At 64.0% G+C, this 14505-nt stretch carries 10 protein-coding genes; 6 read left to right on the forward strand and 4 right to left on the reverse strand.

What is annotated here, in order from left to right; translation table 11 throughout:
- Nucleotides 1-13 precede the first annotated feature (13 nt).
- Nucleotides 14-988 (reverse strand): Bug family tripartite tricarboxylate transporter substrate binding protein, encoded by a 975-nt coding sequence (locus AC1RUR_RS01940; protein ID WP_492840777.1) that lies wholly within the window; start codon nucleotides 986-988, stop codon nucleotides 14-16.
- Nucleotides 989-1151: 163 nt separating this feature from the next.
- Between AC1RUR_RS01940 and AC1RUR_RS01945 the strand changes: the two genes are divergently transcribed.
- Entirely contained in the window at nucleotides 1152-2717 is a 1566-nt protein-coding gene (locus tag AC1RUR_RS01945) for a winged helix-turn-helix domain-containing protein (RefSeq protein ID WP_492841570.1), read from the forward strand.
- A gap of 17 nt (nucleotides 2718-2734) precedes the next feature.
- Here AC1RUR_RS01945 and AC1RUR_RS01950 read toward each other — a convergent pair whose 3' ends face one another.
- Nucleotides 2735-3559, reverse strand: coding sequence for an AraC family transcriptional regulator (locus tag AC1RUR_RS01950; RefSeq protein ID WP_492840779.1), 825 nt, complete (start codon nucleotides 3557-3559; stop codon nucleotides 2735-2737).
- A gap of 50 nt (nucleotides 3560-3609) precedes the next feature.
- Between AC1RUR_RS01950 and AC1RUR_RS01955 the strand changes: the two genes are divergently transcribed.
- Nucleotides 3610-4782 carry an MFS transporter gene (locus AC1RUR_RS01955; RefSeq protein WP_492840781.1) on the forward strand — a complete coding sequence of 391 codons (1173 nt, stop codon included), beginning with the start codon at nucleotides 3610-3612 and terminating at the stop codon, nucleotides 4780-4782.
- 412 nt (nucleotides 4783-5194) lie between these two features.
- Here AC1RUR_RS01955 and AC1RUR_RS01960 read toward each other — a convergent pair whose 3' ends face one another.
- Complete coding sequence (locus tag AC1RUR_RS01960) at nucleotides 5195-8353, reverse strand: efflux RND transporter permease subunit (RefSeq protein WP_492840783.1); 3159 nt, start codon at nucleotides 8351-8353, stop codon at nucleotides 5195-5197.
- Between the two features lie 13 nt (nucleotides 8354-8366).
- Nucleotides 8367-9560, reverse strand: a complete 1194-nt coding sequence (locus tag AC1RUR_RS01965; protein ID WP_492840785.1) for an efflux RND transporter periplasmic adaptor subunit — start codon at nucleotides 9558-9560, stop codon at nucleotides 8367-8369.
- Between the two features lie 264 nt (nucleotides 9561-9824).
- On the opposite strand from AC1RUR_RS01965, the gene AC1RUR_RS01970 reads away from it, so the two are divergent.
- The 4 genes from AC1RUR_RS01970 (at nucleotide 9825) to AC1RUR_RS01985 (ending at nucleotide 14479) form a co-directional block, all read left to right on the forward strand.
- Entirely contained in the window at nucleotides 9825-10616 is a 792-nt protein-coding gene (locus AC1RUR_RS01970) for an ABC transporter substrate-binding protein (protein WP_492840787.1), read from the forward strand.
- 146 nt (nucleotides 10617-10762) lie between these two features.
- Nucleotides 10763-12475 (forward strand): phospholipase C, encoded by a 1713-nt coding sequence (locus tag AC1RUR_RS01975; protein WP_492840789.1) that lies wholly within the window; start codon nucleotides 10763-10765, stop codon nucleotides 12473-12475.
- A 16-nt stretch (nucleotides 12476-12491) separates the two neighbouring features.
- Nucleotides 12492-13835, forward strand: a complete 1344-nt coding sequence (locus tag AC1RUR_RS01980) for a cytochrome-c peroxidase (protein WP_492840791.1) — start codon at nucleotides 12492-12494, stop codon at nucleotides 13833-13835.
- 221 nt (nucleotides 13836-14056) lie between these two features.
- Nucleotides 14057-14479, forward strand: coding sequence for a DUF4240 domain-containing protein (locus tag AC1RUR_RS01985; RefSeq protein ID WP_492841572.1), 423 nt, complete (start codon nucleotides 14057-14059; stop codon nucleotides 14477-14479).
- Nucleotides 14480-14505 lie beyond the last annotated feature (26 nt).

Consider the following 14505-nt stretch of genomic DNA (forward strand, 5'->3'; position numbering starts at 1 on the left):
GTCGATGCCGCGCTCAATCGGTCGGGACGAACCCCGTTTGCTGCACGATCGCCTTCCACCGGTCGGATTCGGATGCGATCAGCCGGGCGAAATCTTCCATCGCGATCGCATCGGGCTCGACGGCCAGCTTTGCCATGCCGGCCCTGACCTCGTCGGTGCGCACGGCCGCCTGTATCGCGGCATTGAGCTTATCGACAATCGGCGCCGGCGTCTTCGCCGGAACGAAGAACGCAAACCATGTGAGGTCCTCTAGCGACGGGTATCCGGCTTCCCGCACCGTCGGCACCTCCGGAACGAACGGGGAACGGCGCAGTCCGGTGGTCGCCAGCGCACGAAGATCTCCAGATTGGACAAGCCCGAGCGAACTGCCGATCGGCATGACGGTCGCCGCAATCACGCCCTTGACCAGATCTTGGATCGCGCCAGCGCCCTGATAGGGCACGTGAAGAAAATCGAAGCCCGCGCTGCGGCCCAGCATTGTACCGAGAAAATGCAGTGTGGTTCCGGCGCCCGGCGTGCCAAAGGTGGCGAGCTTCGGATTGGCGCGGCACCAGGCAATGAAGTCCGCCAGCGTCTTGACGTCGGCCGGGACCTTCGGGCCGATCGTCAGCAATGTCGGGGTCGAGGCGACGGTCGATACCGGCGTGAAATCACGCGGCTGGTATCTCAGCGTCCTGTAGACGTGCGGAAAGAACATCATGAAGCCGAGCGGCGAGAACAGCATGGCCGATCCGTCGGCATCGGCGTTCTTCACCGCTTCGACCGCGATGCGACCGCCCGCGCCCGGGCGGTTCTCGACCACGATGGTTTCCGCATAGCCGCTCATCTGCCCGGCCACGAGCCGCGCCATGGCGTCCTGGAACCCGGGCGAGAAGCCTGTCAGAATGTGCACGGTTTTTGAGAGCGGCTGCGCGAACGCGCGCGGCGCAGGATACGTGGCGGCGAACGCGGCAGCGGCTGTCGACAACACATCACGACGCGTGATCATCGCCTTCTCCCTGACCAGGCCCAACGTTTCCGCGCGGGCTCTACTTTTGGATGTATCACGCCGGAGGCCGACGGGCTTGGTCGCCGGCTTACATTTTCCTTACCGGCAGCTTATTCTTGAATGGAAAGATTTCAGCGATCGACCGCGACTGCAGGGAAATGGCTTGCGCTATCTCTTTGGAAATTTTTCTCTCGACACTGAGCGACGCGAACTGCGGCGCGGAATGGACGTGATCGCCATCGCGCCACAGGTATTCGACCTGCTCGGCTATCTGATCGGCAACCGCGAGCGCGTCGTCAGCAAGGATGACCTGATCCGTACCATTTGGCATGGTCGCGCCGTCTCCGACGTCGCCCTGACCACGCGACTTAATGTCGCGCGCAAGGCGATCGGCGATTCCGGAGACGCGCAGCGCCTGATCAAGACCTTTCCGCGCAAGGGCGTCCGCTTCGTCGCGGAGGTGCGCGAAGTGCCGACGACTGCAACTGTCGCCGGCTTGCCGAGGCCCGCCGCAGCCAAGCCGTCGCTCGTGGTTCTGCCGTTTACCAATCTAAGCCCCGATTCCGCGCAGGAATATTTTGTCGACGGCGTGACCGAGAGCCTGACCACGGATCTGTCACGAATGGCCGGCATCTTCGTGATCGGCCGTAACACCGCCTTCACCTACAAGGGTGCGTATGTCGATCTGAAGCAGCTCGGCCGCGAACTGGGCGTTCGCTACGTGCTCGAGGGCTCGGTGCAGCGGGCGGGAAGCCGGACGCGCATCAACGTCCAGCTCATCGATGCCGAGACCGGCAATCATTTGTGGGGCGACCGTTTCGACAAGCAGGTCGCCGATCTCTTCGACATGCAGGACGAGATCGGTGCCCGTCTTGCCAATCAACTCGGGACCGAGTTGGTCATGGTGGAGGCGCGGCGCGCGGCGCGGGCGCCCCATCCGGATTCGATGGACCTGTATTTCCAGGGCATGGCGTATATGAATCGCGGAACGGATCCCGCAAGCTTGTCGCAGGCGCGCCCGTTCTTCGAACAGGCGCTCCGCCTGGACGCAGCGAATGTCGAGGCGATGGTGGGCATAGCCTCTGTCGATGCAATGCGGGCTACCTCCATGCTGATTGACAGGACGGCGCCTCTGCAAGTGGTCGAAGCGTCCTTGACGAGGATACTTGCCCAGACCCCCAATCACGCGAGGGCGCATTGCCTGATGGGCGTCGTCCAGATTTTCACAAAACGCGCCACCCTGGGCATCGCCGAATGTGAGCGGGCGTTGATGCTGGACCGGAATTTGGCCACGGCCCATGCGTGGATTGGGCTCGGTAAAAACAATCTCGGTCGGGCCGAAGAGACCGAAGCCCACGTTATGGAAGCATTCCGGCTCTCTCCCCGCGACAGCAAGGCCTTTTCCTGGATGAATACGGCAGGCGTCGCGCAATCATATCTCGGCGCCGATGAGGCTGCCGTTCACTGGTTCAAGCGATCGATCGAGGCCAACCGGAATATTGCGCCGTTTGTCTATTTCTACCTCGCCGCCGGGCAGGCGCATCTTGGTCAGATTGAGGAAGCGCGGGCCTATGTGCAGGCGGGGCTCACGCTCGCTCCGAACTTCAGCATCGCCCAATTTCACGCCAGTTCGCCAACGGATCATCCGACCTGTCTTGTGCAGCGAGCTCGCATTGCCGAGGGCTTACGCAAGGCAGGACTGCCTGAAGAGTCAATGTTGAGAAGGTAGGCCGCCCGCATTTGCGGCTACCCCTTCCCCGCAAACTCCGTCGGCGTCCGCCCCGTCACCTGCCGGAACGCGGCGGAGAAAGCCGGCACGCTGGCATAGCCGAGCTGGGTGGCGAGCTGCTTCACCGACACGCTGGCGTCAGTTGACAGTCGCTGGATCGCCGCGGCGATGCGTGCGCGCTGGCACCAGCTCTTGAAGCTCAGCTGCGTCTCGGTCGAGAACAGCCGCGACAGCGTGCGCGCGGAGGTTCCGACCTCGCGCGCCAGCGTATCGATGTCGTGCAGGCCGGTCGGGTCGTCGAGCACGATCATCGCGGCGCGCCGGCAGCGCGGCTCGCGCGGCAGTGGCACGAACGTCGCGGAATCCTCGGCCTGGTGCAATTCCAGCATGACGAGGCGAACCAGCAGCTCGGTGCGCTCTTCCGTATTGCGCGCGTCGAACAGCGCCAGGATCGCCTGGTTCAGCAGCGGCGAGACCCGCACCACGAATTCCTTGGTCAGTCCCTCATGGCGCTGCTCGCGCTTCAGCCAGGGCAGGTCGAAATACAGCGTGCGCATCTCGATGTCGGCGAGCAGATCAAGCGCATGCTCGAGCCCGGCCGGGACCCAGACCGCGCGGTCCGGCGGCACCAGCCAGCGTCCCCCGGGTGTCGTCACCTGCATCGTGCCCTTGGCGGCATAGATCAGCTGCGCCTCGCGGTGCAGGTGCGGATCGATCCGCATGCCCTTGGGATAGTCGCGCGCGACCAGATGCACGCCCGCGGGCGAGCGATGGTTGCTCCGGACCTCCCGGAGGATTGGCGTTTCCAAGATTGGCGTTTCCAAGACAGTCATTGGCAGCATCCCGTCATGACCAGGACATATAACTCATTTTCGAGCAGGAGAGGATTCGTATGAACAGCCCCAGCCGGGTCATCAGTTTCGTCAACGCAGGCCATTTCATCGACCATTATGCGATGCTGATCTTCGCCGCCGCCGTGATCATCATGGGGCCGGCGCTCGGGATGGCCTATTCGGAACTTCTGCCTTACGCGACGCCGGGCTTCATCGCCTTCGGCGCGGGCTCGCTGCTCACCGGCTGGCTCGGGGACCGCTGGAGCCGCCGGCACATGATGCTGATCTTCTTCGTCGGCATCGGCCTGTCCATGATCTCGGTCGGCTTCGTACAGACCCCGGCGCAGCTCGGCGCGGCGCTGTTTGCGATCGGCATCTTCGCCTCGATCTACCACCCCGTCGGCACCGCGATGATCGTGTCCTATGCCGACAGGCTCGGCCGCGAGATGGGGATCAATGGCGTCTGGGGCAATCTCGGCGTGGCCTCCTCGGCGCTGGTCACCGGCGTGATCGGCCAATATCTCGGCTGGCGCTTTGCCTTCATCGTCCCCGGCGTGGTGACGATCCTGATCGGCATCGCGTTTGCGATGAGCGTGGTGCACGAGGACCGCAAGGGCTCGAAGCAGGCCGCGGCGCAGGCGCGTGTCGCCAAGCAGGACATGTGGCGCGTCATCCTCGCGCTCCTCATCGTCGTGATCGCGATCTCGACGACCTTCAATGCCGTTACCGTCGCACTGCCAAAGCTGTTCGCGGAACGGCTCGCGGATCTGACGAACAGTCCGGCGCTGCTTGGCGTCATCGCGGCCTGCGTCTACGTGTTCGGCGCGATGACGCAGTACACGATTGGCCGGCTGCTCGACCGCTATTCGTTGAAGACGGTGGCGCTGCCGCTGTCCTTCATGCTGGCGCCGTTCTTGTATCTCGCCGCGAGCCTGTCCAACCTGCCGCTGATCCTGGTCTCGATCGGCATCGTCATGGGAGCGTTCGGGCAGGTCACGGTCAACGACGCCATGGTCGGCAAATACACCACCGAAGAGTGGCGCTCGCGCGCCTATGCGGTGCGCTATTTCGTCGGCTTCACCGCGGCGGGCGCGTCCGTGGGTCTGGTGGCCTGGCTCTACGAGCAGGGCGGCTTCGTCACCATGCTGCACGCCTTCGCCGCGCTCTGCCTGCTCGCGATCGCAGCCGCGCTGATCCTGCCGCGCGAGATCCGGACGCCGCAGGCGGTGTGAGGCAGCGGTCTCGTGTCCCGGACGCGCTGCAGCGCGCAACGCTGCTGCGCAGAGCCGGGACCCAGAGGCTGCAAATTCCCGTGCTGCATGGCCCCGGCTCTGCAGCGCACTGCCGAGGTGGCGCTGCGCTGCGTCCGGGGCACGAGCTGGCTAAAGGCCGGCACTCTCTCCACTCGTCATTGCGAGCGCAGCGAAGCAATCCAGAATCTGTCCGCGGAGGGACTCTGGATTGCTTCGCTGCGCTCGCAATGACGGGAGACGGGGGCGCGGCATGTCACGCACACCACCCATGATGCCATTATGCAGGTGTTTTGCCCGACGGAGCAAGTCATTTCGGCAAGGCCGAAATTTCTGAAATCTTTTCAACCCCATCTCTACTGTGCATGGGGTTGTTTTCGACTTTTTATCGGAGCTAAGGCTTCACCTCCGCCACCGGCTGCGCCTTCGGCGCCTTCTTCGATGCGCGCCAGTTCTCGAACCGCTGCACCACCACGAAGAAGGCCGGCACGAACAGCACCGCGAGGCAAGTCGAGGCCAGCATGCCCGAGAACACGGTGATGCCGATCGACTTGCGGGCGCTGGCGCCGGCGCCGGTGGCGATCACCAGCGGCACCACGCCGAGGATGAAGGCGAACGACGTCATCAGGATCGGACGGAAGCGGGCACGCGCCGCCTCGATGGCGGATTCCAGCACCGGCTTGCCGTCGCGGCCGTGCAGCTCGAGCCCGACCTCGACGATCAGGATGGCGTTCTTGGCCGACAGCGCGATCAGGAGGATCAGGCCGATCTGGCAATAGAGGTTGTTGTCGATCTTGAGGGCATTGAGGATCAGCGTCGGTCCGATCAGCGACAACGGCACCGCCAGGATCACCGAGATCGGCGCATACCAGCTCTCGTACTGGCCGGCGAGCACGAGATAGACCAGCAGCATGGCGAGCCCGAACACCCAGTAGATCTGGTTGGAGACCGCCTTCTCCTGATAGGACATCGCGGTCCATTCATACCCCGTGCCCTGTGGCAGCGTCTTGTCGGCGATCTCCTCCATCAGCTTCAGCGACTGGCCGGACGAATAGCCCTGTGCCGGCAGACCGATCACGGTCGAGGAGGGATAGAGATTGTAGAGGCTGATCAGCGACGGGCCGGTGGCCGGGGTGATGGTGGCGACCGTGCCGATCGGGATCATGTCGCCGTTCGAGTTGCGTACCTGCATGTTGGCGATGTCGCGCTCGGTGACGCGGAACGCGGGATCGGCTTGCGTATAGACCTGGAACACGCGGCCGAACTTGTTGAACTGGTTGACGTAGGACGAGCCGAGATAGGTCGACAGGGCCGCGAACACCTGATCGGTGGTGACGTGCAGCGTCTGGGTCTTGACGCGGTCGATCTCGACGTTGAACTGCGGCACCGACGAGCGGAACGAGGACTGGACGCGCTGCAGCGCGCTCTGGCTCTGGCCGTTACTGACCATCGCGCCGGTGATCGCCTGCAGCTTGGCGAAATCGCTGTTGCCGTCGCGCAGCTCGACCTGCATCGAGAAGCCGGCCGCGTTGCCGATGCCCTGGATCGGCGGTGGCGGCAGCACGATGGTGCGCGCCTCCATGATGACGGCGAGCTTGTCGTTCAGCCCGTACACCAGCGATCGCAGATCCTCGCCGGGGCCTTTGCGCGCCTCCCAGTCCTTCAGGATGATGTAGGCGACGCCGGCATTGGCAAGGCTGGCGCTGCTGTCGAGCGCCGAGATGCCGGCGATGGTGATGACCTGCTGGACGCCGGGCGTCTCCTTGATGATCTCGCTGGCCTTGTCGAGCACCTTCTGGGTCCGCTCCAGCGCGGCGCCGTCGGGCAGCTGGATGGCGGCGATCAGATAGCCCTGGTCTTCGATCGGAAGGAAGCCGGTCGGCACCCGCGACAGGCCGTAGCCGCCGATCACGATCAGCACCAGCGCGACCGCGACCGACACGGTGGCGTGCCCGCACAGGAAGCTGATCAGCCGCGTATAGCCGCGCTCGATACGGTTGTAGACGTTGTTGAAGCCGCGATAGAAAAAGTTGCGCTGCTCCGGCGGCACCGCCGGCCGCAGCCACAGCGCGCATTGCGTCGGCTTCAGGGTCGCCGCGTTGATGGCGGAGAGCAGCGCGGTCGCCGCGATCACCAGCGCGAATTGCGAATAGATGCGGCCCGTGAGGCCGGCGAGGAACGAGGCCGGCAAGAACACCGAGATCAGCACCAGCGTGATGCCGACGATCGGCGCGAACAGCTGGTCCATCGCCTTGATCGCGGCATCGTGGCCGTTCATGCCCTGCTCGATGTTGTGCGCGGCGCCTTCGACCACCACGATGGCGTCGTCGACGACGATGCCGATCGCGAGCACGATCGCGAACAGGGTCGACATGTTGATGGTGAAGCCGAGCGCCGCCATCGCGGCGAAGGCGCCGATGATCGTCACGGGCACGGTGGTCGCCGGCACCAGCATGGCGCGCCAGTCCTGCAGGAACACCAGGATCACGACCAGCACGAGCAGGCCGGCCTCGATCAGCGTCATGTAGACTTCGTGCACCGAGGCCTCGACGAATTTGGTGGTGTCGAACGGCGTGTCGTATTTGATGCCTTCCGGGAATCGCTTGGCGAGCTCGGTCATCTTCTTCTCGACGGCCTGCTCGACCTGGAGCGCGTTGGCGCCGGGCGACTGGAACACGCCGATGCCGACGGCGGGCTGCTTGTTGAGCGAGAAGATCTGGCTGTAGGTCTGCGCGCCGAGTTCGACCCAGCCGACGTCGCGCACCCGCGTGACGTCGCCGCTGCTGCCTGACTTGACGATGATGTTCTCGAATTGGCCCGTGTCGTCGAGCCTTCCGTTGACGTTGAGCGTGTATTGGAACGCCTGGCCCGGCGGCGTCGGCGGCGCGCCGACCTGGCCGGCGGAGACCTGCTGGCTCTGCTGCTGGATCGCCTGGATCACGTCCTGCGGCACGAGGCCACGCACTTGCAGCTTGTTCGGGTCGAGCCAGACCCGCATCGAATACTGCCCGGCACCGAACACCGTGACGTTGCCGACGCCGGGCAGCCGCGAGAGCTCGTCGCGGATGTTGATGGTGGCGTAGTTGCTCAGGTAAAGGCTGTCATACCTGGAATCCGGCGAGGTCAGGGTCACGAACAGCAGGATCGAGGTCGACCGCTTCTGCACGGTGACGCCCTGGTTCTGCACGGACGTCGGCAGTTGCGACAGCGCGCTGGAGACGCGGTTCTGCACCAGCACCTGCGCGAAGTTGAGATCGGTGCCGATCTTGAAGGTCACGGTCAGCGTGTAGGTGCCGTCGGAGCCGCTGTAGGACTGCATGTAGAGCATGTCCTCGACGCCGTTGACCTGTTGCTCGATCGGCAAGGCAACCGTGTCGATCACGGTCTTGGCGCTGGCGCCGGGATAGCGCGTGGTGACCTGTACCGTCGGCGGCACCACATCGGGGTATTGCGCGATCGCGAGGTTGAACAGCGCGACGCCGCCGATCAGGATCATCAAGAGTGCGATGACGTTCGAGAGGACCGGCCGCTCGATGAAGAATTTTGAGATCATGGCAGGCAGCTCCCTACTTGGCAGACGCCTGCGGCTGTCCGATCTTCGTCACCTGCGGGTCGATCTTCTGGCCCGGGATCACGCGCAAGAGACCTGCGGTCACGACGCGGTCGTCCGGCTTCAACCCGCTCTCGATCACGCGCAATCCGTTGTCGACGGGTCCGATCTGCACCTTGCGCTGCTCGACGAAATTGTCGCCGTTGACCACCAGCAGATAGCGGCCGCCCTGGTCGCTGCCGAGCGCGGTGTCGGGAACGAGGAGCGCGTCCTTCTCCTGGTCGAAAGGCACGCGGACGCGGACGAAATAGCCGGGCAGCAGTACCCGCTTGTCGTTGGGCACGAGACCCCGAACGGCAAGCGTGCCGGTCGACTGGTTGATGGTCGGCGAGACGTAGTCGAGCTTGCCCTCATGCGGATAGCCGGTCTCGGTCTGGAGACCCACTTGAATCGGAAACTGCTTGAGGTCGGTGGGCGTCAATCCCCGGCGGGCCGCTTCGGCGCGGATGCGCAGCACGTCCTGCTCGTTGACGGTGAAGTTCACATAGATCGGGTCCATCGCGACGATGGTCGCGAGCTGGGTCGGGGAGGAGACGCCGACGAGCTCGCCGATCGAGACCATGTGCGCGCTGACGATGCCGTCGAACGGTGCGGTCACCCTGGTGTAGCCGTAGTTGACCTCGGCAAGCTTGGTGTTGGCCTGGGCCTGCTGGAGATTGGCCTGGGCGTTGTCTCGGGTGGACGTCGAGTTGTCGAGCGTGGCCTGCGAGACCGCCTGGCGCTGCACGAGCTCGGCTTGCCGCTTGTAGTCGGCTTCCGCCTGCCGGACCGAGGCTTGCGCGCCGGCTTCGGCCGCCTGCGCCTGGTCGAGCTTGAGCTTGTAGGTCTCGGGCTCGATCGTGAAGAGCTGGGTGCCCTGCTTGACGAAGGTGCCGTCCTGATAGTCGATCGATTGCAGAAAACCCTGCACGCGCGCGACCAGGTCGACGTTCTTGATGGGAGCGGTGTTGCCGGTGGCTTCGATATAGCGCGTCACCGGGCGCTGCACCGGCGTTGCGACATCCACCTTGGGCGGCGGCGGCGCGACGAAGGTGTTCTTGTCCTCGCAACCGGCGAGGGCGGCCACGGTCGCGATGGCGGCCACAGCCTGCCCGATGCGTCTCCCCGCCCAAATGCGCTGTGCGGGAGATGCGGGATTCGCGCGCGTCATTCGGTGCCCCCGATTGCTGTCTGTCGGTGCGGCAGGCTACCAACAAATATCCGGCCGTGGAACACCATAGCCATGGCAGTCGCGGACCTTGCACTGCAAACGGCGGTGTGGCCTTTGACAGATTTGTCATGACAAACCGCTTTTCATCGCGCGCACGATCGACCAGAATTGTGTCAAAGGCCGTGCGACGTGAAGCGATCGGGACGAACAGAAGAAGCCAAGCAGAAGCGAAGAAGCCAAGAAAAAAAGTGAGGAGAACATGACATGCCCACGTCCTTCCAATCGGCCCTTGCCGGCCTTCTCCTTGCAGCGGTGGTTGCCATGCCCGCTTTAGCCGATGGCCTGAAGGACGAGATCGCGCCGACCGGCAAGCTGCGGGTCGCGATCGCGATCAGTCCAGCGGGCGGCGCGTTCTGGTCGACCAAGACGGAAGCAGGTTTCGCCGGCGTGCCGGTTGACCTCGGCAAGGCGATGGCTGCGCAGCTCGGTGTTCCCGTCGAATATGTCGTGCACCAGAACTCCGGACAGATCACCGACGCGGCCGGGAAGGGCACCTGGGATGTCACCTGGCTGCCCAAGGACCCCGAGCGCGAGACCAAGATGCTGTTCGGCCCGGTCTATGAGGTCGCGGACGCCACCTATATCGTCAAGCCCGGCTCCGGTGTCACCGACTTCGCGACGCTCGACCAGCCCGGCATCAAGGTCGCGGCCGTCAACGCCACCACCACGATGCGCGGCGCGATCGCGCATCTGAAGAATGCGAAAGTCACGGGCTATCAGACCTATGACGAGATCTTCGGCCTGCTGAAGAGCGGCGAGATCGACGCCTTCGCGCTGTCGCGCGACCAGCTCAACAAGATGGCGCAGAAAATTCCCGGCACGAAGGTGCTGGACGAGACGTTCAAGAAGACGGTGACGGCGGTTGCCGTGCCGCTCGGCCACAGCCAGTCGCTCGCGTTCGTCACCAGGTTCATGAACGAAGCCGTGACGAACGGCACCTTGCGCAAGGCCTATGACAACAATGGCCTGAAGGACTCGCCGATCCGGACTGAGTAGAGCAGGCGGCGCAGGCGCCGGCATGAAAAATTGCACCTCAACCACTGCGCCAAGTGTCTCGTGCGTCAAACTGACACAGCTCTGTCACCCACGATGTTTAGATTATTTCTGATCGTAAACATCCTCATTTTCGGGGCGTCATAAAAATGAAATCGAGACTACTGACGACGGCCGCGATTTTCGCGGCCGCGAGCGCGCTCGCGTGCACTCTTCCCGTCCTCGCGGACGATTTTGGCCGGGACCGCGATCACGGCAACGATCGCGATCATCGCCGTCATCCGCATGACATCCACACCGAGACGCCGATCAAGCATCTCGTGATCATTTTCAACGAGAACCGCTCGTTCGACCACTACTTCGCAACCTATCCGAACGCGGCCAACCCGTCCGGCTCCATCCCCTTCGTGCCGAAGCCGCATACGCCGAAGGTCAACAACCTCGTCACGGCGAACCTGCTGGTCAACAACCCCAACAACAGCCCGGCCAACGGCACCGGCGCGACGGATCCGTTCCGGCTCGATCGCACCCAGGCCAACACGCGGTCGCAGAACCATGCCTACACGCCCGAGCAACAGGCGGTGGACAACGGCAAGGAGGATTTGTTCCCGAAATTCACCGGCCGCGGCACCGCCGGCGGCGCCGGCGCGTTCGGCACCAACGGTCAGGTGATGGGCTATTTCGACGGCAACACCGTCACCGCGTTCTGGAACTACGCCCAGCACTTCGCCATGAGCGACAATCACTGGACCGACACGTTTGGTCCGTCCACGCCCGGCATGCTGGAAGTGGTCTCCGGCCAGACCAATGGCGCGCAGAACATCGTCGGCACCTCGTCCTCGATCGCCGACGGCCAGGGCGGCCTGACGCTGATCGGCGACACCGATCCCGCCTATGATTCCTGCTCGAGCACCACCAGCACCGTGCTCATGACGAGCAAGAACATCGGCGATCTGCTCGACGACGAGCATATCAGCTGGGGCAGCTTCATGGGCGGCTTCGACCTGACCCTCAAGAACGCCAACGGCACCACCGGCTGTGCCCGCAGCACGTTCTCGAGCAACGTCAACGGCACCATCGTGGACTACAGTCCGCACCACGCCTTCTTCCAGTACTTCAAGTCGACTGCGAACCCGACCCATGCGCGGCCGAGTTCGGTCCAGGCGATCGGCCATACCCACGATCTCAACGGCAAGATCGATCCGGCCAACCACAATTACGATCTCGAGGACTTCTACGCCGCGGTGAAGGCCGGCAATTTTCCGGCTGTCTCCTACATCAAGATGCCGGCCTTCCAGGACGGTCATGCCGGCAATTCGGATCCGCTCGACGAGCAGGTCGGCAATGTCGAGCTGATCAACTTCCTCCAGAAACAGCCGGAGTGGCGCGAGACCGCAATCATCATCACCTATGACGACTCCGACGGCTGGTACGACCATCAGTATGTTGCCCCGAAGAGCGCCTCCTACGATCCGACCGCCGATCAGGTCAACGGTCCGGGCCTGTGCGGCCCCGGCCCGCAGAAGCAGCCGGCACCGAAGGGCCTCTCCGGTCAGCCGGTGAACGGTCGCTGCGGTCCGGGCACCCGCGTGCCCTTCATCGTGGTCTCACCCTACGCCAGGACCAACTTCGTCAGCCACGCCTACATCTCGCAGGCCTCGGTGGTGCGGTTCATCGAGGACAATTGGCTGCGCGGCCAGCGTCTGGGCGGCGGTGCGTTCGACGCCAGCGCGGGCTCGATCATGGACCTGTTCGACTTCGACCAGGATCATCGCCACGATCTGCGGGTGGACGCGCTGTTCCTCGATCCGACCTCCGGCACTGTCATCACCAGCCCGCCGGACGAGCATCACCACCACTAGTCCTTCAGGACCTCACATGCACAGCCGCACTGTGTGGCTTCTCGGCGCCGGCCTGCTTTGTCTGGCCGGCGCCGTCATGGCTGCCGGGACGCAAGGATTTGCAGAGACGAATCTGGCGGGCGCGAATCCGAACCCGGTCCGCCTCATGCGTCCGCCGGTTGCGCCGCTCTCGGCGATGGCGCAGCTTGGCAAGGCGATTTTCTACGACGCCGCGCTGTCGTCCTCAGGCGCGCTGTCTTGCGCATCGTGCCACAGCCCGGATCACGCCTACGGGCCGCCCAATGACGGGCCGGTCATGCTCGGCGGCGCTAACCTCTTGCGGCAAGGTGCCCGCGCGGTGCCGTCGCTGACCTATCTCGACCGCCACCCGAATTTCAGTATCGGCCCCGACAAGGGTGACGACGACAATGTCATCGATCTCGCGCAGATGGCCGCGGTCGGCCAGCAGGCCGCGCGCACGACCAAGACTGCGGGCGGCAGTGGAGCGTCGGCGAACATCGTGCCGCAGGGTGGCCTGTTCTGGGACGGCCGCGCCGACACGCTACAGGACCAGGCGCTGTTTCCGCTGCTCGATCCCAACGAGATGGACGGCGGCAGCGCCGAGATCGTAGCGGACAAGCTGCGCCGCGCGTCTTATGTCAACCGTTTCGTCGAGCTGTTCGGCGCCGGCGTGCTGAGAAACCAGCGGCTCCTCATTGCGGAAGCGATGTTCGCGGTGGCGCGCTATCAGGTGGAGGAGCCGAGCTTCCATTCCTACACCAGCAAGTACGATTACTGGCTCGAGGGCAGGGCGCGGCTTTCGGAAGCTGAGCTGCGTGGGCTGCAAGCGTTCAACGACCCTGAAAAGGCCAATTGTGCTGGCTGCCATACTTCGGCGCCGACCCGCGATGGCCTGCCGCCGCTGTTCACCGACCACCAATACGAGGCACTCGGCGCGCCGCGCAATGCCGCGCTGGCCAACAATCGCGACCCCGGTTATTTCGACCTCGGCGTCTGCGGCCCGCACCGCACCGACATCCCCGAGCAGACGCAATATTGCGGCATGTTCCTGACGCCGACGTTGCGCAACACGGCGACGCGCCACGCCTTCTTCCACAACGGTGTCTTCAGCAGCCTCGAGCAGGTGCTCGACTTCTACAATTTCCGCGACACCAATCCGGAAAAGGTGTTTCCGCGTGCCGCCGACGGCACGGTGCAGAAATACGACGACCTGCCGGAAAAATATCACGCCAATGTCGATGTCAGCGATCCGCCCTTCGATCGTCATCTCGGCGACAAGCCGGCGATGACGGAGCAGGACGAGGCCGACATCATCGCCTTCCTGAAGACGCTGACGGACGGCAACAAGCCGGAGAATTGACCGCGAATTCGCGGGCGTGTACCAACGATAAGGTGCACGCAGGCCGGGCTGGGTTGATCCGGGCTGGTGGTGCTGCCTGGTGGAGAAATTGATGAGCGCGCCCGGGATGCCGGTGGATCGGTTCTGGGAGATCGTCGGGCGCGCCGCGCAGTTCGGCGCTGATCCGGCGGCCCATATCGGCGCCCCTGCAAACAGCGCTGCACAAACTAACTCTCGATGACATCAAGTCGTTCGAGATCGCTTTTCGCCGCTGTCTCAACGACGCTTACACCTGGGACCTTTGGGGGGCTGCCTACGTGATCCACGGCGGCTGCTCCGACGATAGTTTCGAGTATTTCCGGCGTTGGCTGGTATCGAAGGGACGCGAGGTCTACGAGCCGGCGTTGGCCGATCCCGACTCCATGGCGCAGCTGGATGTGGCCGCAGGTCCCCATGGGATGTGGGAGTTCGAGGAGATCTACTACGTCGCGAACCGAGTCTTCCGGGAGACGGGCGGACAGGGCGATGTGCGTGACTATTCCGAGCCGGAGGCCGGACTGGGAGGGGCCGAACCTTCCGGCGAGCCTTTCGAGGAAGATGAGGAGCACCTGGCCCGGCGCTATCCAAATCTCTGGCGGCGTTTTGGAACCAAACCGCTGGGGTAACGAACGAGAGCCCACGACATCCAGTA

This window comes from Bradyrhizobium sp. GW821-FHT12B03 (assembly GCF_058807535.1).